Origin of the sequence: Paraburkholderia edwinii, assembly GCF_019428685.1 — a bacterium.
GTDB lineage: Bacteria > Pseudomonadota > Gammaproteobacteria > Burkholderiales > Burkholderiaceae > Paraburkholderia > Paraburkholderia edwinii.
The window spans coordinates 763,864-786,742 of record NZ_CP080096.1 but is presented as its reverse complement, the minus strand read 5'-3'; the positions used below and the strand labels follow the sequence as shown (position 1 = coordinate 786,742).

22 protein-coding genes are annotated in these 22,879 nt (G+C 57.2%); 12 read left to right on the top strand and 10 right to left on the bottom strand.

Annotated features, from left to right (window positions below):
• Positions 1-472: 472 nt before the first annotated feature.
• The 3 genes from KZJ38_RS25240 to KZJ38_RS25230 all read left to right on the top strand — a co-directional run bounded on the left by KZJ38_RS25240 (position 473) and on the right by KZJ38_RS25230 (position 3,009).
• Positions 473-1,105 (top strand): hypothetical protein, encoded by a 633-nt coding sequence (locus KZJ38_RS25240; RefSeq protein WP_219802490.1) that lies wholly within the window; start codon positions 473-475, stop codon positions 1,103-1,105.
• 72 nt (positions 1,106-1,177) lie between these two features.
• Positions 1,178-2,185, top strand: a complete 1,008-nt coding sequence (locus KZJ38_RS25235; RefSeq protein ID WP_219802489.1) for a hypothetical protein — start codon at positions 1,178-1,180, stop codon at positions 2,183-2,185.
• Positions 2,186-2,205: 20 nt separating this feature from the next.
• Positions 2,206-3,009, top strand: coding sequence for a lipid II flippase Amj family protein (locus tag KZJ38_RS25230; protein WP_219802488.1), 804 nt, complete (start codon positions 2,206-2,208; stop codon positions 3,007-3,009).
• Between the two features lie 48 nt (positions 3,010-3,057).
• Here the strand turns inward: KZJ38_RS25230 and KZJ38_RS25225 are convergent, their stop codons facing one another.
• On the bottom strand, positions 3,058-3,432 hold the full coding sequence (locus tag KZJ38_RS25225) for a hypothetical protein (protein WP_246641993.1): 375 nt from the start codon (positions 3,430-3,432) through the stop codon (positions 3,058-3,060).
• A 280-nt stretch (positions 3,433-3,712) separates the two neighbouring features.
• On the opposite strand from KZJ38_RS25225, the gene KZJ38_RS25220 reads away from it, so the two are divergent.
• Positions 3,713-4,909, top strand: coding sequence for a linear amide C-N hydrolase (locus tag KZJ38_RS25220; protein WP_219802487.1), 1,197 nt, complete (start codon positions 3,713-3,715; stop codon positions 4,907-4,909).
• A gap of 129 nt (positions 4,910-5,038) precedes the next feature.
• Here KZJ38_RS25220 and KZJ38_RS25215 read toward each other — a convergent pair whose 3' ends face one another.
• Positions 5,039-5,794: an SDR family oxidoreductase gene (locus tag KZJ38_RS25215; protein WP_219802486.1), complete on the bottom strand. Its 756-nt coding sequence runs from the start codon at positions 5,792-5,794 to the stop codon at positions 5,039-5,041.
• A 102-nt stretch (positions 5,795-5,896) separates the two neighbouring features.
• Positions 5,897-6,853 carry a LysR family transcriptional regulator gene (locus tag KZJ38_RS25210; protein WP_219802485.1) on the bottom strand — a complete coding sequence of 319 codons (957 nt, stop codon included), beginning with the start codon at positions 6,851-6,853 and terminating at the stop codon, positions 5,897-5,899.
• Between the two features lie 268 nt (positions 6,854-7,121).
• On the opposite strand from KZJ38_RS25210, the gene KZJ38_RS25205 reads away from it, so the two are divergent.
• Complete coding sequence (locus tag KZJ38_RS25205) at positions 7,122-8,660, top strand: class I tRNA ligase family protein (protein WP_219802484.1); 1,539 nt, start codon at positions 7,122-7,124, stop codon at positions 8,658-8,660.
• Positions 8,661-8,687: 27 nt separating this feature from the next.
• On the opposite strand, the gene KZJ38_RS25200 is transcribed toward KZJ38_RS25205, so the two are convergent.
• Entirely contained in the window at positions 8,688-9,257 is a 570-nt protein-coding gene (locus KZJ38_RS25200) for a YdeI/OmpD-associated family protein (protein ID WP_219802483.1), read from the bottom strand.
• 55 nt (positions 9,258-9,312) lie between these two features.
• The gene (locus KZJ38_RS25195) at positions 9,313-9,654 is read right to left on the bottom strand and encodes a BON domain-containing protein (protein WP_219802481.1); all 342 of its coding nucleotides are present in this window, start codon (positions 9,652-9,654) and stop codon (positions 9,313-9,315) included.
• Between the two features lie 315 nt (positions 9,655-9,969).
• Between KZJ38_RS25195 and KZJ38_RS25190 the strand changes: the two genes are divergently transcribed.
• Positions 9,970-11,061 (top strand): hypothetical protein, encoded by a 1,092-nt coding sequence (locus KZJ38_RS25190; RefSeq protein WP_219802479.1) that lies wholly within the window; start codon positions 9,970-9,972, stop codon positions 11,059-11,061.
• Between the two features lie 84 nt (positions 11,062-11,145).
• Here the strand turns inward: KZJ38_RS25190 and KZJ38_RS25185 are convergent, their stop codons facing one another.
• Positions 11,146-12,129, bottom strand: a complete 984-nt coding sequence (locus KZJ38_RS25185; RefSeq protein WP_219802478.1) for a LirA/MavJ family T4SS effector — start codon at positions 12,127-12,129, stop codon at positions 11,146-11,148.
• Positions 12,130-13,289: 1,160 nt separating this feature from the next.
• Between KZJ38_RS25185 and KZJ38_RS25180 the strand changes: the two genes are divergently transcribed.
• On the top strand, positions 13,290-14,150 hold the full coding sequence (locus KZJ38_RS25180) for a hypothetical protein (RefSeq protein ID WP_219802477.1): 861 nt from the start codon (positions 13,290-13,292) through the stop codon (positions 14,148-14,150).
• Positions 14,151-14,308: 158 nt separating this feature from the next.
• On the opposite strand, the gene KZJ38_RS25175 is transcribed toward KZJ38_RS25180, so the two are convergent.
• Positions 14,309-15,499: an acyl-CoA dehydrogenase family protein gene (locus KZJ38_RS25175; protein ID WP_219802475.1), complete on the bottom strand. Its 1,191-nt coding sequence runs from the start codon at positions 15,497-15,499 to the stop codon at positions 14,309-14,311.
• A gap of 476 nt (positions 15,500-15,975) precedes the next feature.
• A complete protein-coding gene (locus KZJ38_RS25170; protein WP_219802474.1) occupies positions 15,976-17,673 on the bottom strand; it encodes a thiamine pyrophosphate-binding protein in 1,698 nt (565 codons plus the stop codon).
• A 139-nt stretch (positions 17,674-17,812) separates the two neighbouring features.
• Here KZJ38_RS25170 and KZJ38_RS25165 point away from each other — a divergent pair, with 139 nt between their 5' ends.
• The 3 genes from KZJ38_RS25165 (at position 17,813) to KZJ38_RS25155 (ending at position 19,677) form a co-directional block, all read left to right on the top strand.
• Positions 17,813-18,271, top strand: coding sequence for an Lrp/AsnC family transcriptional regulator (locus tag KZJ38_RS25165; protein WP_219803612.1), 459 nt, complete (start codon positions 17,813-17,815; stop codon positions 18,269-18,271).
• Between the two features lie 322 nt (positions 18,272-18,593).
• Complete coding sequence (locus KZJ38_RS25160) at positions 18,594-19,001, top strand: VOC family protein (protein WP_219802472.1); 408 nt, start codon at positions 18,594-18,596, stop codon at positions 18,999-19,001.
• Positions 19,002-19,035: 34 nt separating this feature from the next.
• Positions 19,036-19,677: a TetR/AcrR family transcriptional regulator gene (locus KZJ38_RS25155; protein ID WP_219802471.1), complete on the top strand. Its 642-nt coding sequence runs from the start codon at positions 19,036-19,038 to the stop codon at positions 19,675-19,677.
• Between the two features lie 78 nt (positions 19,678-19,755).
• On the opposite strand, the gene KZJ38_RS25150 is transcribed toward KZJ38_RS25155, so the two are convergent.
• Both KZJ38_RS25150 and KZJ38_RS25145 read right to left on the bottom strand, forming a co-directional pair.
• Complete coding sequence (locus KZJ38_RS25150) at positions 19,756-20,304, bottom strand: VOC family protein (RefSeq protein ID WP_219802469.1); 549 nt, start codon at positions 20,302-20,304, stop codon at positions 19,756-19,758.
• A 237-nt stretch (positions 20,305-20,541) separates the two neighbouring features.
• Positions 20,542-21,486 (bottom strand): helix-turn-helix domain-containing protein, encoded by a 945-nt coding sequence (locus tag KZJ38_RS25145; RefSeq protein WP_219802467.1) that lies wholly within the window; start codon positions 21,484-21,486, stop codon positions 20,542-20,544.
• Positions 21,487-21,809: 323 nt separating this feature from the next.
• On the opposite strand from KZJ38_RS25145, the gene KZJ38_RS25140 reads away from it, so the two are divergent.
• The gene (locus KZJ38_RS25140) at positions 21,810-22,163 is read left to right on the top strand and encodes a hypothetical protein (RefSeq protein ID WP_219802466.1); all 354 of its coding nucleotides are present in this window, start codon (positions 21,810-21,812) and stop codon (positions 22,161-22,163) included.
• 201 nt (positions 22,164-22,364) lie between these two features.
• Positions 22,365-22,823 carry a helix-turn-helix transcriptional regulator gene (locus tag KZJ38_RS25135; RefSeq protein WP_219802464.1) on the top strand — a complete coding sequence of 153 codons (459 nt, stop codon included), beginning with the start codon at positions 22,365-22,367 and terminating at the stop codon, positions 22,821-22,823.
• Positions 22,824-22,879 lie beyond the last annotated feature (56 nt).

The window sequence follows — 22,879 nt, the reverse complement described above, 5'->3', positions numbered from 1 at the left end:
ATCTGGACGTTCGGGCGTCAGCTCAGAGTTTCTGAGCATTCTTTCGGGTAGCTTGACAAGGCTTCCCATGTCCCAGAGGCGTCAGGCATCAGCCTCAAAGAAGCGACTTGCCAATTGAGTAGCCGCGAGTCCCATGCAAACAGGCGCATGGGACTCAAGCACAAGCGTCGGCTCTCGAGGTAAGCGTCATCTCCCCCACCGCCTGGACGCCGAGATCGACACGCTCCGGCCATATAGGAATGGTGAGATGCGGCTCAATTGGTTGTGACAGAGCACCGTCGCGGCCGCCGAATAAATGCGCGCTCGGACCGCCATGCTTATTCATGGCGCATTGCCATCGGCGACCGCCGTCGTGAATATCTATTGGACTCGCGGAAAATTTGTGTTGTCGTGACAGGCTTTGTCGTAAAAGAGATGCCCGGGGCCCGCACGGTTCAGCATCACTCGACTTACCGCTAAAGGAGAGAGCGTCGTGTGCGAAAAGAAAGGCTGGTCGATTCCCCAGATTCACTCGAACGCGAAACGGTATTTCTGGTTCACTCCAGATTACTGGGCTTCATTTAAACAGGGCTTTGTTTCCCCAAATATCGTGACAATCCAGTATTTACTGGAATTGAACAAAAAGACGTTTCCGGGCTTTATGAACATGTTCAATGCCGGCGTGGGCTATGCGGTGGGCGGTAAGTCTGCGCTCACGCATTCTGGTGTCGGCTATTACCTGTCCCGCATTCCACTGGTGGGCCCGGTCGCGATCACCCGCATGGATTCCGAGATCAAGTCAGGAGTGGCCGTGCAGATGGGCGGCATGGCATCGGCCGTGCTGTTGAAATACGTGGCAATGCAGAGTTTGGGGACACTCGTGCGCACTGCACTGCAGTCGCGTTTTCCTGGGCCATGTGTCTCGATCGTGAAGGCGCTCGCCTACACCAATTACGCGAATACATTGGGAGGCCTCGTCCACATGGCGAATCATTTCAACCTGATCCGCGAGCAGAGCATCGTGAAGTCGTTCGTCAAAAGCTGCGAAGATATCGGACAGGGCGAGATGATAAAAATGCTGCAGAGCTTCACCGAGCACTTGAATAGGGACGAACAAGACCTTTGAACCGACCAGACGTCGTGTTCGACGTACAGTGTAAATTCCCGGGCAGTGCCTTTATTCACACGGAGGGGTCACGTGCGAGTTGATGAGATTTATATTATTTCGATCGTAGAAGACACCATGGTCGAGCAGAGCGCGCAGGCGTTCTTCTACAAGTATGTGATGCGAGATAACACTCGCGTGTGGTGGTATGACCTGCGCAATGACGAAACATTTCGCCTTCGCCTTGGGTACACCCCCGCAGGAGGTTTTGAGGTTCCCCAAGGCGAGCCCCTGAACTGGAAATCCAGGGTCGAGAAAGACCTTAAAAAGAAGCCTGCATCTACCGCCTCGTCGTCCTCAGGCGAGGCGAACGCGGCCGAGTCGAGTTCCATCGACGAAACTGAGGCTACGCTTCGTTTCGGCGCCATCGTCGTCGCGCACAAACACCCGGCGGACAAATTTGGCAGCTTCACGCCAGAAAGATTGGCGATTTTGATGGCCGATAACCTGGAGCCGATCTTCTCAAAGATCTCGTTTAATGTCTGCAAGGCGGCAGGAGCGTCCAGTACAAAAGACGAAGAACTCGGGGATTGGAGCCGTCATGTGATCAATCCATCGAAGCAAGAAATAGCAAAATATAAAAAAGATAATACGGTAAGCGTCCTCAAGGCATTAAATGATGCTCGGCCGCAAGGACCAAAGATCCTTCAAGTCCCGAAGCAGTATTGGGACACAATTGATGCACTTAAAACGAGGATCGAGTTCAGGCCAAAGGATTTAACGCAAATTAATGACATATATGATGGGCGGAATTTCAACACGATCGTCCGCTTTCTTCATAAATACGTGCGCCAAAAGAATACCCCTCAAAAGGTGCTGGTCGCTGGCTACGACGAAGGCCTCACGGCGGCGCATCCTGACAAGAAGGAGAGAATGCCAACTGCGAAGCCGTTCCTCAACTCCTACATAGGGCGACGGATAACGGACAGCGGCGCGTTCATGTCGGACAATCCTAAGCACAAGTTCTGTTTTGTTGCGGCCAATGGGAAAAACGGCCTCGTCGCGCGAATCGAGTTGTCGGGCTGGACGGACAGAATCTAGTACGAGGCTAGCGTCGAAACATGGACCTTCAGCTTTTGATCATATGCGGGCTGACCTTCGTGATCCATTTGATCGCAACGCTTGCGTATGCCGTACGAATCGCGGGTGTTCGCACGAGGCGTATCGCCGTTTCGTTCTCCCTGTTCGGTATTGTTGCGCTGGTTTCCCGCACAGCCAATTCCTTCCAGGGACCATTCATCGCGAAGCGGGTTGAGCTGGATATCGCCCATCACACGGCGCATGGTTTGCTCGGCGACTTTCGGCTTTTCCTGCTATCTGCCACCGTGGCGAGCATTGCCGGCGCGTTTCTCATTCCTACGTTCCAACGTTACTTCAGCCGCGCAGTCGACCACTTCCAGGCAAATCGATCAGTCTCCCGTCTGCTGCTTCATGTCTTCAGTCGCGGGGGTATCAGCTACATCCGGCTCGGAGCGCGGCTCCCGTCCCGGCATAACGTCACTCAGCTGGCAACTGGCGCAGGCGTTTCGTGGCAAGTCATAGGACTGAACGTCGTCGCAATGGCAATCTGGACGGTCGGTGTGTTCGCGTCGCTTTATGCCGGATACCTGAAGCCGGATTTGCGTGTGACGTGCGCGAATCTGTCATCGGTTATCAATGGCTTTGCGACAGTGGTGCTGGCCGTTGTCATCGATCCACAAGTTTCAATGATGACGGACGACGTAGTCGATGGCCGGCTTTCGGAGAATAATTTCCGGCGCGCTATTACGACGCTTGCTGGTGCACGTGTGTTCGGCACACTGTGCGCGCAAGCGATGCTTGTTCCGGCGGCTTTGATTATTGTTCGCGTCGCTGAGCTTATCTGAACACGCATCCGCAAAGGTCGGCCAGTTTGTGCCGTTGCTCGCCGTCATTCATACCGGTTTGCTAAGCAGATCATCGACCAGCCGCTGCCCCGCGGCATATCCCCCCATCAAAGCGTCGCCTTCCGTTGCAAAGGCCGCTCCGTCGGTATCGCCGAGTCTAAGCGGCGTGAGCAGCGGCACCGCCGCTTTAGTCAATACCCGCACCACTGCCAGGAAGCCTGATGTCGACGCACTTCGCTGTGCTGTTGGTAACCGGTATTCCGTTTCCAGCATAACTTCAACCAAAAACCCTCGGTAATCGTACTCGCGACGCATTGAATTCCCCGGTTGAGCGTGCTCGTGATGGTCATTATTGCTTGCGGACACGTGCTGACAAGAAAAAAGCGGGTTACCACGGATATTTGTTTCCCCTGTGTAAGCCACCTTCGCTGCGGCGGCGGCGCCGCACGCCGAGCCGACGACGCGTCACATGTGTCTATAAAAATAGCTTGAAATATATCGATATAAAGTATTAATTGTAATATCAATTAATCTCGAAAGAAATTCTACCCAAATTCGGTAAAAACGATAGCGGCAAAGCCGAGTCGCGCGCCAAACGCGACGACAAACGGCATACGTTTTATTCACGATGGATGCTTTCTCATGCGGTTACGTCTTTCCCAAGCCGTCGTACTCGAAAGGAGAAACCCCAGTGTGCACACATATGCTTTTCCACGCTCCCATCAACCCCGGCCAGGACACGCAGTTTCATGTCAGCGCCCGTGTGATGGAACTGCCCGGCTTTTCAGGATTCACGCTTTATAAAGTCCCGAAGGGACGAGCATTTCCGTTGGTCCCGCACGCCGTGAAAAATGCCGCCAAGTGGGTGAATGCCTATGGCTTTGTCGGCATCGCGCCACCGCGCCCGGAGTTCGATCTGTTTCCGATCTTCTGCGACGGTCTCAATGAAGAAGGCCTGTCATGCGCAGCGCTATGGATGCCGGGTGCCGGATATCCGGCGCCGGGCAACGGTGAGAACGTCTTTTTCGGCGAGTTTGTCGCGTGGGTGCTCGGCAACTTCAAACGGGTTAAGGATCTGGAAAGGACGCTCCGTTCGGGCGAAGTCGGCGTGTACGGTCCCGCGTCTGGCGAAAAGCTGTACATACCGCTGCATTTCATCGCGGCCGACAGCACGGGAGCGGCCGTGGTCGTCGAATGCATGAACGGCGTGATGAACGTGTACGGTGAAGAGTACGAGCTGCAGCATCGAGGCGGGTTAGGTACAACCGCGGCTGGCGTGTTGACGAATGCACCCAGCTACGACTGGCAGCGCACCAATATCACCTATTACGGGAACTTCACGGCTATCGGCGCGGAAACGAGCCGGACCCAGACCTACCCACCGACATGCATGGGTCTCGTTGGTCTGCCTGGTGATCCTTCGTCACCCTCGCGGTTCGTGCGCGCCGCGTTCATGCAGCACACCTTCAGTCAGCTCGCGAGGAATGGCGATGGATGGCTGCCGGCGCCGCAGCGATCGGGCTCACCTGTGTTCGGCGACAAGCCGTATTCGTCACCGGTGCAGACTGTCGTGAACGTCGCGTTGCAGACAGCGCAACTCGTGATGGCTACGCCGTACGGTTCCTTGCTTAGCGAATCGAAGCAGGATGCAAAGAATGAGGGATCGTCTGGTCAGACGCCACAGGTTGGTGACTGGAGCTATTGGACCGTCGTGCGGGACCACACGAACAACACCTATTACTACACGAGTGCCTTTAATAATCTTTTGCAACGAATCGAATTGCGAGCACTGTCGTTCGATGATGACGTGCAAATGCCGCACTTCCGGTCGATATCCGTCATTCCGCCAGCGAGGAACGACTGGTTTCAGGATGCAAGCGAGTCCTTTAAGAACGCTTAGGTTAGCTTGATGGTTCGTCGCGCTTTAGGTGCGAAGTCAGGTTGCAGCGGCCAGCGCGTTGCTGGCCGCCGGTGACCGAGCCGGCCACACGCAAGTAATGCAAGGACAAGCTACCAAAGACGCAAACGGTCAGATACCTTGCCCGCCCGAAACTTCGATTCTCTGCGCCGTGATCCAACGATTGTCCGCACCGAGCAGAGTGGCGATCATTGGGCCGATGTCGTCCGCCACGCCAACGCGCCCCATCGCCGTCATTTCCGCGAAGAACTGATTGAACTCGGGCGTATCGCGCACGGCCCCGCCGAAGAAGTCGGTTTCGATGGCGCCCGGTGCAACGACGTTGACGGCAATCTTGCGGCTCCCCAGTTCCTTTGCCATATACACCGTCAGAACTTCGACTGCCCCCTTGGCCGCGGCATAGGCCGACCACCCCGGTGTAGACATGCGAGTGAGTCCGGAAGACAGATTCACGATCCGTCCACCATCTTCGATAAGCGGCAGCAACGCCTGCGTCAAAAAGAAGACGCCCTTGAAATGGACATCGACGAGCTTGTCGAACTGGACTTCCGTCGTCTCCGCGATCGCCGCGAAATCGCCGTGTCCCGCGTTGTTCACGAGGTGATCAAATGCGGATCGCCGCCAGTTCGCACGCAATGCCTCCCGCAAACGGTCAGCGAAATCCGGGAAGGTGGATACACGGCCGGTGTCGAGTTGCAACGCAATCGCCTTGCGGCCGAGCGCCTCGATCTCGGCAACGACTTCGCTAGCGGCGTTCTGGTTGCCGAGGTAAGTCAGCACGACGTCGCCGCCTTTGCGCGCAATGTTCAGCGCGGTGTTTCGGCCAAGGCCGCGGCTCGCGCCGGTCACGACAGAAATGGTGTTCATTTTCAGGCCCCAGTTGTGGTGAAAGTGAAGCCATTCTGTCGACGGCTAGCGTCGTCGAGTAGAGCGTTGCCGGATGTTTGATTGACAACCGTCGGTTACCAATCAGCGTCGACTGCCATTTCGCTTCGCCATTTTTCTTAACGCGGCCACCGGCACGTTGAACTCGCCCGTGACACCTAACCGATCCATCGCGAAGTCGATGAAACGGCGCACGCGGCGCGGCATGTTGGTTCGTTGCGCGTAGAACATGTAGAGGCCCATGCGTTCGCTCGTCGAGCCGACGAGCAGCGGTACCAGTCGTCCAGCACGTAACGGCGCCGACGCGTTGACGCTATCGATTTGCCCGATACCCATGCCCGTCAGCACTGCATGCATCTCCGCCTCCGGGTCGCTGCAGCAAACGACTGGCGACATCGTTTTGAACACGGTCTCGCCGCCCACCTGGAACTCCCATGGCATGGGTTGCCCAGTGCCGGGTTGGCGATAGCCCACGCAACGATGCTTCGCGAGATCGTCGATGCGCACAGGCGCATCGCATCTCGAGAGATAGTCGGGAGACGCGCACACGACGAGCTGAATGGGAAACAACCGGCGTGACACGACCTGCGAGACGGGGGCGTTGCCTGCCTTGAATCCGACATCGATGCGCTCGGAGACAGCGTCGGTCAGGCGCTCTTCAAGCAGCAGGTCGAAGCTGACCGCCGGATAGAGCGCGCTGAATTCGGCGATGACCGGCATCAATACTTTGCGGCCCACCGCACCGGCTGCACTGATGCGAATAGGCCCTTCGTCCTCGTAAGCCGCACTGCGCACGCGGTTCATCGCGGCGCGCACGCCCTCCATGCTGTCGCGCACAGATTCCAGCAGCCGCGCTCCGTCCTCGGTCAATGCGCTCTTGCGCGTCGTGCGGTGAAAGAGCCGCACGCCGAGATGCTCTTCAAGCTGACGAATTGCCTTGCTGACTGCCTGCGGTGTGCTGCCCTGCGCTTGCGCGGCCCGGTTGAAGCTGCCCAGTTCGGCAGCGCGGATAAAGGTGGAAATCGCTCGAAGTTCGTCCACGGCAGCTCTCGGATGGTCTGAGCCCTCAGCTTAACAAGCGTATCGCTTTGACGCTGGACAGGCGCAAAGTTAGCTGGCAGGATAAAGCCGTCGCGGACAAATCCGCTCTGAATCATCGTGAAGTTCAACGCAATGAAAATCCAAGCTCGTCAAGCTCTCGTGCATTCGATGCGTATGCCCCAGGAAGGATATTCCCCCGGGCGCTGAGGGCTTTTTGCTTCTAAAAAAGGGACGCCGCGGGCGTCCCTTTTCTTTTTTGGAGCGGCACATGTCTCACCGTTACATCACCACGCCGATTTACTACGTGAACGACCGGCCCCATCTAGGCCACGCCTACGCGAGTGTCCACGCCGACATCATGGCCCGCTACCTGCGCGCGGCCGGACATAAGGTGTTGCTGCTCACCGGTGCGGACGAGCATGGCGAGAAAATAGCCAAGGCTGCGATGCAAGCCAACGAAGCGCCTCACGGGTTCGCAGAGCGCCACGCACGGACGTTTGAAGAGGCGTGGCGGCGCCTGGCGGTAGAACCGGACCTGTTCATTCGTACCACTGCTCCTGCACACGCCAACGTGGTCTCCGATTGTCTGACGCGACTGTTCAAAGCAGGCGAGATCTATCTGGCCGACTATGAAGGCCTTTACTCGGTTGGTCAGGAGCGCTTTGTCACGGACAAGGAACTGGTGGACGGCAAGCTTCCTGAGGACAAGGAACCGCCTGTATTGCGACGCGAACCCAACTATTTCTTCCGCATGGAAGCGCACCGCGAGTGGATGCGCCAACTGTTGCTGGACACCCCGGATCTGATCCAGCCGACGCAATACCGCAACGAGATTTTGAAGCTTCTGGAAGAGCCAATAGGCGATCTGAGTATCTCGCGTCCCGTGGATCGGCTCGACTGGGGCATCCCGATTCCATGGGATGCCGGACATGTGACCTACGTCTGGTTCGATGCGCTGCTTAGCTACGTTTCGCCTCTCGGCTATCCCGAACAACCCGCCTTCGCTGATTACTGGCCATCAGTGCGACACGTGATCGGCAAAGATATCCTGCGCACCCATACGCTGTTCTGGCTAAGCATGACGCATGCGCTGGGAATCGCGCCGTATCGACGCCTGCACGTTTCCGGGCATCTGCTCGGTTCCGATGGTCGCAAGATGAGCAAGTCGCTTGGCAACGGTGTCGATCCGCTTGAGGCGGCGGACACGTACGGCGTCGATACACTGCGCTACACGCTGATCCGCGAGGTCAGCTTCGGCTTTGACGGAATAATCAGTAATGCTGTGATTGAACAGCGGCTAAACCGCGACCTCGCCGATAACCTGGGGAACCTCGTGGCCCGTACGCTTGCCATGGTGATGAGATATCGCGGTGGATCTGTGCCTGCGCCGAAGGCCACCGAGGCTTCGGAAGATGCGCTTATTGCGCGGGCAAGCGAGTTGCCAAGTACCGTTCTCGCGCTGGTCGAAGAGATGAAATTGGGCCGTGCTGCAGAGCGGGTGATGGAGTTCGCGACAGAGCTGAACGGCTATATTGCGAGCAGTGCGCCATGGGTGCTGGCGAAAGACAGCGGTGCGTCCGACCGGCTGGATACGGTGCTCTATACGCTGTTGGAAGCGATATACAGTGTTTCTAACCTGCTTGCTCCGGTGATGCCCGGCAAGATGTTTGAGCTGCGGTCTTTACTCGGTGCTTCTGCTGAACCGTGTTGGAACTTGGCTTGGGGCGATGGCGTGAAACCGGGGAGCAGAATCAAGGAGGGAATTCTGTTTCCTAAGCGGATGGGCATAGATGCCGCGGAAACGTGAATCACCGTATGACGCGAACTTCCAGGTTTAGGGATGAATGGTTTCACCGCGATTCAGCATGCCGATGAACTCCTCGATCTTGCGCATCCGTGTTGCGGGCTTTTTGGCATTCTGTAGCCGAAACAGGATGGCGTAGCGGTTTCGGCCGTTCAGCGTCGCGAAGAACGCGCTCGCCTTGGGATTGGCGTCCAGTGCGGCCTGCAGGTCGTCCGGCACGACCGAATTGCTGGCCGACGTATAGGCAGCCTCCCAGCGGCCATCCTCTTTGGCTTTCTCGATCTCTCGCATGCCCGAAGGAAGCATTCTGCCTGCAGCGATTAGCGCTTCGGCCCGGTCTTTGTTGAGCCGGGACCAGATACTTTTTGCGGAGCGTCGAGTGAAGCGTTGCAACCAGTATTCTTCACTTTCAGTCTGTTTTTGACCATCGATCCAGCCATGACAGAGGGCGCTTTCCAACGCCTGTTCGTAGGTCAAGGTTGGCAGCCCGGCGCGTTTTTTGGCAAGGCGCAGCCATATTCCGGTCGAGGTATCAGCGTTTTGCGTTAGCCAGTTTTCCCATTCGTTCTGGTCGAGGAATGTCAGACGAGGCTCGGTCATGGAGGATCCGAAGGGTTGTATTCGGGCAGCGAGGCTTTTTTCCGGCGCACGCGCATTAGTGCGGCCCGAGTTGCAGATCGTTGCTCACGGATTGCACCCCCGCCACGCCGCGCGTCACGGCAAGTGCTTTCTGAATCTGTGCCTCTGAATCCACGTATCCCGACAACTGCACGACGCCTCGATACGTTGCAACGCTCATCGGCAACGATCTCAGCTCCGGGTCGGCGACGAGCGCCTGCTTCACCCTGGCGGCGAGTGCAGCATCGTCCGTAGACGTCTTCCCCGGGGCGGTCACGGCCTGCGTCGCTGTCGAATTGCAGCCGTTGATGAACACGAACGCAGGGAGCGCGAATGCCACAACGATCACCAATCGGGTTTTGATTTGTAGCGCGCGCATATAGACTATGACATCCTGATTCGTGAACGGCCTTCATTTGGGTTGGCTTCGCAGGTAGACATGTGTGCTCTCCTTGAGTCCACCATGATAGGCCAGGGTGGGTGGACTTGCGACCGGGACAACGCGACCAGTTGGGGTTTGATCGACGCGGGGCCCCTGGTTATGCATCGAGCAAATTTTGTCCGGCCTTGCGCGCAGGCAACCGGCTCAGCCGCGCACATGTGGGCTGAACCAAACAGAGCGCGGATTTCTAAACAGCTGTTGACTGAATTAAGCTATGGCGAATCTCATCTTCAATTTGCGTCGGGAGGTAGCATGCTGTGGGATCAGGTCCAATTCGGTAAAGCAGTTACGTTGGCGTGGAGCGAGCTTGTTAAAACCAAACCCGGCAACTACGAGAGCAAACTCAAGGAAATCTATAAGTGGCATTACAAGCTTGATCGATGGAACTCCAGATACGAGCAAGACCTGCGCAACAAGGAGTTTGAACTGAATTGCGAATACGGCTATCAATTTTACTTAAAGGCAAATAGAAGCGCCCTCAATTCGCTCGTGCTCGGCCCCGAAACGATTAGGCAGAGAACACCAATCCTCTCCAATTTCGGCATATCGGCAGAGGTTCCATACGAGAACGCGGTCCAAGCGCAGACCAAAGAGTTCAGCGTCAATAGCGTGAAGGTAGCAAACCCAACCCATGCCAGTACGACTGAAGGGGCGGTTCTCGCCGAAGCCAACTGGTGGCCGTTTCTCAACGACGCTTGGGTACTAGGTGGCGTACATAACCTTGCGACTTTCTACCTTCATATTCCCGGCACGAATTTGCGATTACGCGACGACGTGCTCTGGGACAGCGAGGCGAACCGGGCGCGGGTTCTAGGACGCGAGTTGATCGCGCTGGCGGCTTTTGGATATCGGCGAATGATTGTGAAGGACCCTCCCGGCGCTGTGAACAAGCTGAAGGAGGCGTTGGGCTACGTCTTTGCTCCCGTCGATCGCGAACTTACTCAATCCGCAACGTTCGAAAAGTTATGCCAAGCCGTCGCTACAATCAGCAGCGCACGGGAGATACAGGACCTCTTGTCGAGCCGTTTGGGTATCGAGTACGAGAGCTACGACTACGGAGTAATGAGGTCGAACAGTTTCGTCGCAAAGGAAGACGTGGGGGCATTCTTTGAGAGCGCGATCGGCTCAATACATGATCGGATCCTGATTCGCGCGGGCTCATTTCTCGACATCCATTTGGGCGGCAAAAACGGGCATCTGAAGGTCCAGGTGTCCAACGCCTCTATTGCCATCATCAGGACTGGCGTTCCTACCGAAGTCCACCATTCGTGGAATGGCATTGTATATATGGACAAAGGTTTGTTCTCGCCTAGCTCTCAAGTTGTTACGCCAAGGACCGCATGAGCCGGTCCTTCTGCCAGATCTGGAAGCGGCCGAGAGACGAGGGCATGTGGCCGTGTCGGCACCTCTTGCTTACGGAATCTTCTACTAGTCGCTCATGTACAGCTTTCCCGGAGCCTGGTGATAGACAACCTCGTGGCCGACGCGGCTTGAAAACGCGTTGTCATGCGCCAGTCCCGTTCTCTTCAGGCGCGCCTCGTTGAACTTCGTCGTGCCTCGCACCCAGTCCGCGTTTCCTTCGCTTTGTTCGAAAGCCTTGAAGTTGACGGACGACCCTTTGAGCTCTACCCATCCCCGCTTTTTGTATCGGCGGCAAAAATAATCCGATATAAAATGGCCTTTCAAGGGCTTCAAATTATTGGCATACCCGATCAGATGGCGGGTGACGTTGTTCGGCGCCCGGTAGCTGTCAGTCAGCAGTGAGCCGGCAGCGTCGCGCGTACCGCCGCCATCGAGCGGGAAGCAATCGACTAGAAACTGCCATAGATTGACGCCCAGCACTTCATCCTTGAAGGCATAGTAGTCAACGGTACGTGCATAGAGATCCGAGATGACAGAGGTTGTCCTGCCACTCAGTTCTCTGGCGAGCACGAGCCATTGCAGGCTATGGCTATGCTCTCCGTGATCAGTCGCAATCACGTCCTTCCAGAAAAGCTTGTGCCTGATCAAGTAGCCAATGTAGGGATCCGATTTGGTCAGCTTAACGCTGATGGGCACGGTGTTGAAGTCGGTTTCCGCCGCGAGGCCTTGCTGGAAAGTGAAACCATGTTGATGAGCCACGAGGCCTAGCGCTCGCGTGAACAGATTTCCCGTAGGGATTGACTTTCCGAGGGGGGCCTGGCTGTCTTGCAAAGTCATCATCCGGTAGTGACTCCACATCAATGCGGAAAGCCGGGATAAGGCGGGCTCAAATTTCTGTTTGTTTTCGAGGAAATCGTAAATGCAAGCGTAATCCTTCATTTCGCTTTCCCGATCAATCTCCGTTTGCGGGGCGCGCTTTCGATCTTCATTTGGCTTCTTTTCGGTCAAGACAAACCGCATTTCAGTCATCAGTTTTTCGAGCGTTGTCATCCCCGATATCCTTTTTCGTGATCAACTCGGTTAGGAACATGCCCTTCGGGATCCATCGCTCCTGAACAGATGCTTCATCCCTTCGTGGCCGATTCATGCATGCATATGGTCGGTTCTGGACACAGCTTCGCTTACCCGCCATGTCAGCCGAATTGCGCTCTATTGAATTCTTCGGATACTTTTGCTTCGTAGAATCGTCGACGGCACCCGCGTCCAGAGCGCGGCGGAGTTCCCTATGCGGCATCGTGGGCTGCGCCGCACGCACGGGAGACGCCGAAGATAACAAGGTCGAGTGTACGCCATCGACGAGCCTGTTGACGTGAATAGAAGGCGGGAATGCGATTTCGATGGCAGGACGATACCCCGTTGCGTGCCGCACGCCGGCGAAATCGTCATCGAAGCACGTCAGGCAGCAAGGCAAAGATACTTTGTCATCAGTTAGTCATCGAAGCCGGGACTATCCGTCACTTTGTGGGCGAGGCATAGTCACGCGTCCTTGACGCTATGAGCAGCATGTCCGGACCGGGCGTCATCATTAGCGCAAGACAAGCCGTCATTAGCGAGCGAACCACATCCAGCAAGCATATCCGAGCGGATCAGCAAGCGAATTGGTACCATCGGCGCAAGTGACGAAGAACATTTAGCAACCGGGTCAACGAACATGGCGCCGCTCCTGAAAAAGGCACTCCCGCGGGTATACGACGAAGTGGCAGCACATCTTGTCAAGCACGAACCCGAGTTATTGACGCAACTTGATGCACTGTCGATCGTTGGGCGGTGCAATTGCGGCTCGGCTGGATGCGTACAGCCGCATTTCTCTTCACCTCGCCAGGTTCATTCCGTCAAGGGCTCCCCGCCTGTCTACTATGACGTCGATGATAGCCACATCATGATGGGGATATCTAACACTCATGGATTGGTCACTCTTGAAATTATCGAAGACTATGCCGATGGCTACGTCCAACAGAAACTGGAGGAGTTCGGATTTCCGCGGACAGTCTGCGACGACGAATAGCATTGTGATGCGACCTGTTTATGACATATGTCAGCGAGTGCGGGGTCGTCAGCGATAAAGCGGTGGTTTTGATTGTTCCATTGCCAAGATAACGAATAACAGTGCATATCTCCCAGCCGACCAACCACGGGTCAGTAGCGCTGACGTGCCGATCAGGATTTCAGAGGGAAGGTTTTTCGCCGAGCTTATGCAACATTTCACGCTGAAAGAATGCTTCAAGGGTGCCTGGAGAGATGCGTGGCATTCTATTCTCAACAGACCTGACCTACTCGTTCTCCTGATCGTATACGGTCTGTCATGCTGCATTCGAATTCAGATGCAGCTTGATGAGGCTGCAGGCGCGTCAACCATGGGGCACGTCACAATACGATTAATGTGCTCGCTGGTTCAGGGTGCGACATGGGTCGGGCTGCCCGTGCAGGCTTCACGATATGTACTTCTCGGTCCTTCCCAAGCAAAGGCGAGTCGATTTTTCGATCGCGGATTCTGGCGCTATTGGCGAGTATGCCTTGTGATTGGTCTGTCGGTTGGTGCAGTTGCGCTGGCCGCTGCAGTTAGCCTGTATATGGTCGCTCGTGGCCTGGGTCACCGACTCGATCACGCTTCCTCGTTGCTCCTCATTGTCGTCACCGCCTTGTTCGCAGCAGCCGTTCTTATCTACATTAGTGCACGGCTGTGCCTGCTGCTTTGTCACGTAGCGATCGGTGGCAGTGCGCGCTGGAGGGCAGCGTGGCGCGATACCCGTGGTCACTTCTGGAGTATCTGGGGCACTCACTTCGTTGTGGCGCTACCGCTCTCAGTGGTGCTGATTGTCTGTTACAGACTCGCGCCTCCTGTGCTTCGGGAAATCGGCGGAAATTCGACCACCTGGTTCTTCGGAATCGTCCCCGCGGTCGGTATGACAGTATTGATTCTGGTCAATGTATCGTCTTCCGCGTGGCTTTACCGCCGATATGCAAACGAGATTCGCGAATCCACTACTTGGGAGCGAGTGGAGCCGAAGTAGCCATCTAACTCCGCGAACCGTCGAAATGTTCGGGGCGATTTACGTGAAGGATTTCGCCATGTTGCAACGCGCCGTCGGGCATGTCGCCACGTCGGCGCCTTCTGCACCTGGCTCTTCTCGAGTACCGTCCTGGCGCCCCTTCCTCAAGCGCGATGACATCAAAGCACAGCTGTCCCGGGCGCAAGGCCTAGCAGGATGCGCCCTGGCGGCACCATCATGCGCTCGGCGAAGTTGATGTGCTGACACGCTGCGTGAATATCGCGAAGCTGCGCGGCGAAGGGCGCTTCTTCGAGTACAGCGCTGCTGCCTGCCGCCGCGTACATTCTGCTCACAACCTGCTTACCGACATCGCCAGCGTTGCAGCATGCCATGCGCAGCAGCGCCTGCTGTTCCACCGACGGAGTCTGTCCTGAGGAGGCCGAAGCCCAAAGTGCGCCGACGGCTTCGAAGGCGAAGGCGCGTGCCGCGAGGAGACGCGTTTTCGCCCAGGCAACTTCGAGCTGCACATGCTCCTGCTCATAAAGCGGTGCAGTGCTGAAGAACGCGGTCTTTGTTCGAGCCAAAGCAATCAGCGCGTCGATAGCGGCGGCTGCAATGCCAAGCGGAAGACCGATAATCGCAATGGCGAACGCAGAGGACATCGGCAGGCTATACAGCGGTCCCTGCTGCCGGGAAGGCATGTCCATTGTAGTGGTGTAATCGTCGGGTACTCGTACCCCGGTACAGGTGATGTCATGGCTGCCGCTCGACCGTAGCCCGCCGCTATTCCAGTTACCCATGACCTGCACCATGGCCGATGGAAGCAACGCGGCGCGCATCACGGGTCCGCCGTTGGCAGCGAGGCGCGGGGAACCGTTCTCCTGTTCGACACATACTAACGCGGTGACGGTGCTATGCCGGCTAAAGCTGGCCCAAGTCCAACGACCGTCGATGCGCCAACCCTCTTCATCGCGAGTGATAGTACCGGTGGGATTTCCGCTGCCGCTAAAGGCGTGCATCTTGCCGGACGGCAACAGGCGGCGCATTGGCTCAACTGCTGTTAGCCCGGCGAATCTGGAAGCGGCCGACGAGATCAGGGCCGACCAGGCTACTGATCCATCCAGTTTGGCCAGAGTTTCGATTACGCGAACAAATTCGAGGGGATCGGTCTCCGCACCTCCAAGGGCGCGCGGCAGCCAGAGCTGGGTGAGGCCTGCTTGCACCAAGGCGTCGGCGAGCGCGGCGGGGAGATCGGGTCCCTTGCCAAGGGCTTCCCGCTGGTCTTTGATTAGCTGTGCGAGATCCTGGGCAGCAGCGACCGGCCCGGAGGTCCGGGCGGAAATGGCAGCAGGGGTATCAGTTGAGGGCACGTTATCCTCTCTTCATCGAGTAAAGGACTTTTCTAACGGGGGTCGGCCGGCAACGAGCTAGTGCCGACTTCGAATGAGGATGCCTTCCTTAAGGCTTCTGCATTTCATGCCGGAATAGCGCGTCACGGTATCGGTCAATCGACCGATACCGTGAATGCTGATCACCTGCGAAGCTGGTCCTCAGCGGAACCAATCTGAAGCGTTGCGCGGACTTCTACAACTCGAGATACGCCGTTCGAATCTGCGGTTGCCCCGCGTCCACGTGGCGCCTTCACACCGATCCGTGAAAGCCGATTGATTAACATCGTCGAGAGGGATTCAGCAGGTGCAGGATCTCAATGAACGCGCGCAGGGTTTCTATTCGAGCTTTGGCTTCGAGGTCGTGCACGAAGAGCCATTCCATGCACGATCAAGGCAATACACGGTTTCGGTGATGCGTCTGTCTCTTTAAGGACAGCGCTTGGCGCACGCCGGGATCAACGCGATATCGGCACTTCAATGAGGTTTGGCAGCCCCGAACGGATGCCATCCTCCACCGCGGCGGCGATGTCGCCGGCCCGCTCGATACGCCGCGCCCGCACACCGAGCGACGCAGCGAGTCTCACAAAATCGATCGCGGGGTCGGTAAGGTCCATGCCGATAAACCTGTTCGTTCCGGTGCCGCGGTACTGCGTCCGAGCGCGGACGTTGTTCTTCAGGATGTTGTATTCGCGATTGTTGAAAACGATGAAAGTAACGGGCACGCGTTCGTGCGCCGCCGTCCAGAGTGCCTGCGGCGAGTACATCGATGAGCCGTCGCCAACCAGGCAGACCACGGGGCTGCGATCCAGCCCCAGCGACGTGCCCACTGCCGCCGGCATGCCCCAGCCGAGAATCGCGCTGCGGGTGAAAACGTATTGTCGGGCCGAGGCCGAATCGAGACAGGCACGGACATGCGCGATCGACACAGGAGCTTCGTCGACGATTGGAAGGTCCGGTCCGATTGCCCGGATCGCCTCGAATGCCGCGACGAAGGGGGTCGTTGTCTGCGCGTCGAACTCGCGGGCCGAGCGATCTACTACCTCAGCCCGGCGTGCATCGCGCTCGCGGGCCGCTGCCTCGCGCAGCCTCGCGATCGCCTCTGTTGTCTGCGGCAGAAGTTTCCGCTCGAACATCGGCAGTAGCGCGCTGAGCGACAGTCGTAGATCGCCGACGAGACCTAGCGCCGTTCCATGGACCCGGCCAAGCTGATGGCCGTCGCCCGTGAGTTGGAAAAGCCGGCAATGCGCCGGGACGGCGGGTCCTTCGGAATAGGGGTAGCTGATCAGCGAATGGCCACCGAGCAGCAGAACCGCATCGAAAGGAGCGAGCCTCTCTCGCATGTCGGAGGCCTTCGGCGGCAAGCTTCCTCGCCACTGCGGATGGGCGGTCGGGAAGGGAATGCGGCCTGGCCAGGATGCGCCGAAGACCGGCGCGCCGAGCACCTCGGCGAGTGTCACGGCCTCGCCGCTGGCATCCGCCGAGAAGACCTCTTCACCAACCACGAGCGCAAGGCGGCCGGGCGTCACCTGCGCAAGCTCGGCAGCCAGTTGGTCAAGCGCGCTAGCCACCGAGGCGCGTTCGATTCGGGACGCCTCGCCGACATCCATGGTCGTGCGACGCTCCATCGTGTCGATCGGTAACGACAGGAACACCGGGCCGGCCGGACCCGTGCGGCAGTCCTGCAGGGCGCGGCGCAACAGCATCGGGATATGCTCGGGATGGTGAATCTCCTCCGCCCACTTCACGTTCGGGCGCGCGATGCCGACGAGATCGCCGTGGAGCAGCGGATCGGTCACACCGTGTCGTGTGTCCTGCTGTCCGGCGGTGACGACGAGTGGCGTGTTCGCCATCTTCGCGTTGAGGATCGCGCCCATCGCGTTGCCGAGGCCGCCAGCCGTGTGGAGATTGACAAATCCCGGCCGGCCGGAGGCCTGCGCATAACCGTCCGCCATCGCAACGACGGAGGCCTCGTGCAGGCCGAGAACATAGTCGATGCCGGCGCTGTCGGCCAGTGCGTCAAGCAACGGCAGCTCGGTTGTCCCCGGATTGCCGAAGATATGCCGCACGCCTTCGTTCTGCAGGACCTCCACAAAAAGATCCGCGCCGCGCCGTTCAATTGCGCTCAGTGGGTTAAGGGTCGAAATCGACGTCATGTGGGCAGCCGTTGGAGGGGTTCAGATGAAGAAAAAGTCTAGCCCCACCCGGTGCGCACGCGATTGCGTAATTGCTTCAGCTCCTATTACATTGAGCGCTGGATATCTCATTTAGCCTTTTTCGCGCAATCCCATGCCTATCAAACTCGACACGCTTGATATTCGTATCCTTCGCGCGCTCCAGCGCGATGGCAAGCTACAGAACCTTCAACTCGCCGAGACAGTCGGCCTATCGCCCTCGCCCTGTCTGAGACGGGTACGGCGCATGGAGGAATCGCGGGTTATTGAAGGCTACGTGGCATTGGTCAACGCCGGCGCAATTGGTCTGGGGCTGACGGTGTTCGCGCGCATATCGCTGGTATCGCAAGATGCGGAAACGGTGGAGCGTTTTGCAGAGGCGGTGCGACAACTGCCGCAGGTCCTTGAGTGTTACATCATGGCCGGCGAATGCGACGCGTTGCTCCGTGTCGTTGCCGAAGACATCGACGCCTACCGGAAATTCCAGAGCACACATCTCGTCCGTGCTATTGGTGTGCAGACGGTGAAAACCGATATACCGTTGCAGAAGGTCAAGCAATCGACGGAATTGCCGATCTAAGACGTGGGAAGATAAACGACTGGGGTGGGTCGTTTAGCTGCGTTTGTCGGTGGGCTTCGGCCATGAAGCGTCATTCGGCATCTCAGTGGGAATCGCCGGCAATCCTGTGATCAGTAGGCCGCCTATACTTTTCGGCAATCGCAGGAGGACGTGAATGTGAGCAGGTATGGTTTGGAGCACAACCTGGCAAGGCGCTAAGGCCCACGCTGCGCGGCTGGTCTCGCACTTCGCTAATGCGAGTTTGGGATGTGAGCTTTTGCTTATATATTTCCGTCATCCGGCCGTGCATCCCTCTTCGGCCGACATGACGGAGATATTGTCGATGACTGAAGCAATCAAAAGTATGAGGCTCAACCACCTGAGCTTTCCTTCCGCCGACGTTCCAGCGACCGTCGAATTCTTTGAACGCCATCTCGGGTTCACGGTGTCCAGCACATGGGAAGGCTCGGCCATTCTGAAGCGACCCGGCTTCGATGTGGTGATCGACTGCGTGACCGATCATGTGCCCGCCTATCCGCGCGCGTTTCACGCAGGCTTCGAATTGCCGACGCCGGAAGACCTCAACGCCCTTTATGAGCAATTCGTCGCGGAAGGTGTCGACATGGAAACAGGCATTTTCAACAACGGACGCGGCTCACGCTTCTTCTGCCGCGCACCCGGTGGCGTGATGTTCGAGCTGAACACGCGCGCCGATGCAGCGCCCGAATATCGCACGACGTTCGAGGACTAAGTGCCATTCGTCCGTTCAACTGGCTGGATCGTGGATGGGCGCCGATGACCAGCGAATCCTCGGCGAGGCAAGCTTGAGAGGCCATCCGAAGCACAAGCCCACTCGCCCGCGCAGAGTGCCGCTTCAGGGGCGCGCCGAGGAAACCGTTGCATCGATCATCGAAGCAGCGGCGCAAATTCTCGAAAAGGAAGGTTTTGCGGGCTTCAACACGAACGCCGTCGCACGTCGTGCGGGCGTGAGCATCGGATCGCTGTATCAGTATTTTCCGGGCAAGGACGCGCTAACAGTCGCGCTCATCAATCGCGAGAACAAGCGGTTCTATGACGACGCAGCTATCGCGCTGACGAGGCGCAGTGGCAGGGCAGCGCTGGAATATTTGCTTGCCGCCGCGGTGCGTCGGCAATTGCAGCGTCCGATGCTTGCGCGTCTGCTCGATCTTGAGGAAGCGCGGCCGACGTTACGCGGCGAAGTAGAGAAAGACGAGCTTGAGGGCTTGTTTCACGAAGTGCTGCGACGGGCTGCACCGAAACATGAACGTCTCGATGTCGCCGCGGCAGACGTCATCGCCATTATTCGCGGGATGGTCGATTCCGCAGGCGAGCGCGGTGAAACCGACTTGCAAAGTCTCGAAGAACGCCTGCGCGCGGCGGTCTTCGGTTATCTCGCCAGGACGTAACCCCCATCCGACGGGACGTTGAGATGTCCAGCTTCCCATATGCACCGTCAACTGAGAGTTTCCGGACTTCAGCTATGGTCATCGCGCGGCTGTTGGTTGTGGGCGCCAACGATTATTCGGCGCGCGATTTCCCTGAACCCAGCGTTGCATATCCGCATGTGCAGATTGGGTCATTTCTTCAGTCATCGTAGCGGCGTCCGGGTGATCAACCGTAAACTCCAGCAATAGACCGTTCGGATCGCGTACATAAAGGGAGTGACAGTATCCGTGATCACGGACGACACAGTCCTTACCGGCAAGCTTCAGTCTATCCGCAAGCTCCGCCTGGGTGGCCTCATCGACTAGTAATGCGATGTGCACGTAGATCGGCTGCGGCGTCGCCATCCAACTTTCGTCAGGGACAGCGCCATGGATTTGAAAAAAAGCAAGCGCGCTGCCGTCCCCGAGTCCGTATAGCGCATGTCCCACTTCAACGGCTTCTCCGTCAAACGTGGTTTGCTCGATATACATTGCAATAAGCGGAAAACCTAGTATGTCTTCATAGAATTGCCGATTCTTTTCATGATCTGCTGTCGTGAAGGCATTGTGGTGCAGGCGCATCGGTAACTTGGACAACACTGAGTTCATGAGCTCCGACTCTCTTTAGAATCACATTCAAGTTGAGGTAGCCTTGACTTTGGAGACACGAGCTAAAGCCATCCCCGCTTTAAGCGGCAAGCACCTTCGAACCGCATGCTTCGCACAGTCTTCAGAACGGCCAACGGGAGGGCTCTATTCCGATAAAAATATTATTGCGGCACACATGCTTACCTGATTCACTTCATCGCGCCAAGTGCCAGGACTCCCGTATTCCGCGCCGCGTCGCTAGCGAATGGACCGACAAAAATCGCGAGGCGACATGCCGTATGTCGCTTTGAACAAACGGCTAAAGTGAGCCGCATCACTGAACCCCCAATCCATCGCGATTTCGGTAATCGTTTTTCGACACGAAGGATTGGAAAGTTCGGCCCGACACTGCTCCAGGCGGCGTCGCCTACGCCATCCGGCGACAGTGGCGTGCTGTCTTGCAAAAATCCTCTCCAGATGACGCAGTGAAATTCCAAAATGCTGCGCGACCGTAGCCCCAGTCACGGTGGAATCGGCAAGCCGGCTTTCCATATATCGCATGATGCCAAGCAACTGGCGATCTTCTGTGGGGATATCAAGCTCTCTTGCATGCGACGTTACCGTTGCGGCAAGAACTGCCAGCGTCGAGTCGATGCTGCTCGCAAGCGATTCGCATTCTTCGTCGACGACCCGATCTGCGAAGGCCGAGAGCCAGTTTCCAAGCATCGCACCGGCGACCGAGTTCGCCGCAATGCGCAAGCCATCGTATGCAGCCGCATTCGGCAAGAACTCTTGAAACTTGTCGATCGGCACCATCACACAGAGTTTTCGATAAGGCTCCGGCATCGTGAACTTTGCCTTACGCTGGCTGTGCCACAAGGCAATGTCGCCGGCACACATGACGGTGAGCTTTCCTTCACGTTCGTACACGGTCCGGCCTTCGCGCTGAAAAAGCACACCGACAAATTCATCCGCATCGCCAGCCAGCCGCTGACGATCCCGGACTCCAACGAGCGGCTGTGCGCCACGCACCGACAGCGCCCTTACGCCTGCGGCAAATCGGTGCTTCATGGCCAGAGAAAGCGGTGCATCCGTACGTGAGTGCAAATTCATGCTTACGACATCCGCACGTACTGCCTCACGGATTTCTTCCTCGCTATAAGAGGACGGCTGTGCGATGACAACGCTGCTGGGCTCGCTCATTCCTTCTCTACTCTTCGTGACCGCCGTGCCGCATTCTAACGTTAGGTTCTACGTTCGTGCCGGCTACGCAGCACCGCCATTCGCATGACCGTGGCTGCGGAATTTATGCAAGAACCAAGACGCTTGCGTTCAATCTGCAGCGCCGCATAGCGCGATAGATTCATGCGTCCGCCGCGACCAGGATAGTCAGCAAGAACGTCTTGGATTCCTTATCAACACCGTTACGTCGCTCCGAATAAGCGAAGTAACGATATTCGAGGTAAAAATGGCTAAAACATTCGTACTCGTTCACGGCGCGTGGCAAGACGAAACGCACTTCAAAGATGTGGCTGATCGATTGTGTTCGCAAGGGCACACGGTTCATTGCCCGACGTGTTGGCAACGTCCATTTCGCCGAAGCCGAAAGACTCCATGCCACGGTCAATCCGCAATCGCCTGGAACACTTTCTCAACCGATTGTGTTGTCGGCGCCAATCGCAACGCTTGCCGCCGGAAAGTCCTACATCAACAACCGCCAGGACACTGCGATGCCGCAGAGCCTGCCATCGCATCCGCAGCTTTCAGAAAGACTCAGACCTTACAGGCTTGTCGAACTGGACGGCACTCACGAGAGCATGCTGTCGCGTCGAGACGCCCCTTGCCGATGTCATCCTGATCGCAAGTCGGGACTGAAATAAGGACTTGTGGCGGTAGCTTAGGCCGGTGAGTGACTCTACAACCATACCCTTCCTACCGAACTTCATGACGAATCGTCCGAATGTCCTCAAGCATGGCCAGGACCAGCCTTTCCACAGCCATGCAGGTCCTCCCTCACGTAAGTAGCCTTCGCAAACGCTTACATTCTCACAAGCATGCTAGCTCTGCGAGCGTGATCTGTAGTGGTCGCTCTTGCGCGTGCTGATTTGAACAGAGAGCCGCCGAGCCCGCAATTTCGGGAGAAGCTCGGTGAGCAGATGCTGGACATGATGGAAGTGTTGCTACAAAACACGACCGGTTCTGCCGCGTCCAGGCGCTCCGACCTGATTCTTCTTCGCGCGAAAACCACGATTGCGAGACGTCTGGGCGATTCCGGTTTGAGCACCGACCAGATTGCGACTGAGCTTCACATTTCGGCAAATTACCTGGCCAAACTGTTTCGAATGGAAGGAACGACCGTTACGCGTTACGTTCTCCAGAAACGCCTTGCCAAGGCACATGGCTTCCTGAAGCAATCCGGTCGGTACCGGCTGCAAATACAGGAAGTGGCATACCTATGCGGTTTTGAATCGCCCTCGCATTTTAGCCGTACGTTCAAGCAGCACTTTGGCGTCTCCCCTCGGGATGCGGCTAGCGTATGACGTAATATGCCGGCCGCATCAACGCACAACGACGTCCGCGCGGAGCCACGACACGA

Excerpts from the sequence above, each read along its gene's own strand:
- KZJ38_RS25230 (WP_219802488.1), top strand. The coding sequence starts at position 2,206 with ATGGACCTTCAGCTTTTGATCATATGCGGGCTGACCTTCGTGATCCAT.
- KZJ38_RS25155 (WP_219802471.1), top strand. The coding sequence starts at position 19,036 with ATGGGCGCCGATGACCAGCGAATCCTCGGCGAGGCAAGCTTGAGAGGC.
- KZJ38_RS25150 (WP_219802469.1), bottom strand. The coding sequence starts at position 20,304 with ATGAACTCAGTGTTGTCCAAGTTACCGATGCGCCTGCACCACAATGCC.
- KZJ38_RS25195 (WP_219802481.1), bottom strand. The coding sequence starts at position 9,654 with ATGCGCGCGCTACAAATCAAAACCCGATTGGTGATCGTTGTGGCATTC.
- KZJ38_RS25190 (WP_219802479.1), top strand. The coding sequence starts at position 9,970 with ATGCTGTGGGATCAGGTCCAATTCGGTAAAGCAGTTACGTTGGCGTGG.
- KZJ38_RS25140 (WP_219802466.1), top strand. The coding sequence starts at position 21,810 with ATGTGGCTGATCGATTGTGTTCGCAAGGGCACACGGTTCATTGCCCGA.
- KZJ38_RS25215 (WP_219802486.1), bottom strand. The coding sequence starts at position 5,794 with ATGAACACCATTTCTGTCGTGACCGGCGCGAGCCGCGGCCTTGGCCGA.
- KZJ38_RS25200 (WP_219802483.1), bottom strand. The coding sequence starts at position 9,257 with ATGACCGAGCCTCGTCTGACATTCCTCGACCAGAACGAATGGGAAAAC.
- KZJ38_RS25160 (WP_219802472.1), top strand. The coding sequence starts at position 18,594 with ATGACTGAAGCAATCAAAAGTATGAGGCTCAACCACCTGAGCTTTCCT.
- KZJ38_RS25185 (WP_219802478.1), bottom strand. The coding sequence starts at position 12,129 with ATGACAACGCTCGAAAAACTGATGACTGAAATGCGGTTTGTCTTGACC.
- KZJ38_RS25170 (WP_219802474.1), bottom strand. The coding sequence starts at position 17,673 with ATGACGTCGATTTCGACCCTTAACCCACTGAGCGCAATTGAACGGCGC.
- KZJ38_RS25205 (WP_219802484.1), top strand. The coding sequence starts at position 7,122 with ATGTCTCACCGTTACATCACCACGCCGATTTACTACGTGAACGACCGG.
- KZJ38_RS25145 (WP_219802467.1), bottom strand. The coding sequence starts at position 21,486 with ATGAGCGAGCCCAGCAGCGTTGTCATCGCACAGCCGTCCTCTTATAGC.
- KZJ38_RS25220 (WP_219802487.1), top strand. The coding sequence starts at position 3,713 with ATGCTTTTCCACGCTCCCATCAACCCCGGCCAGGACACGCAGTTTCAT.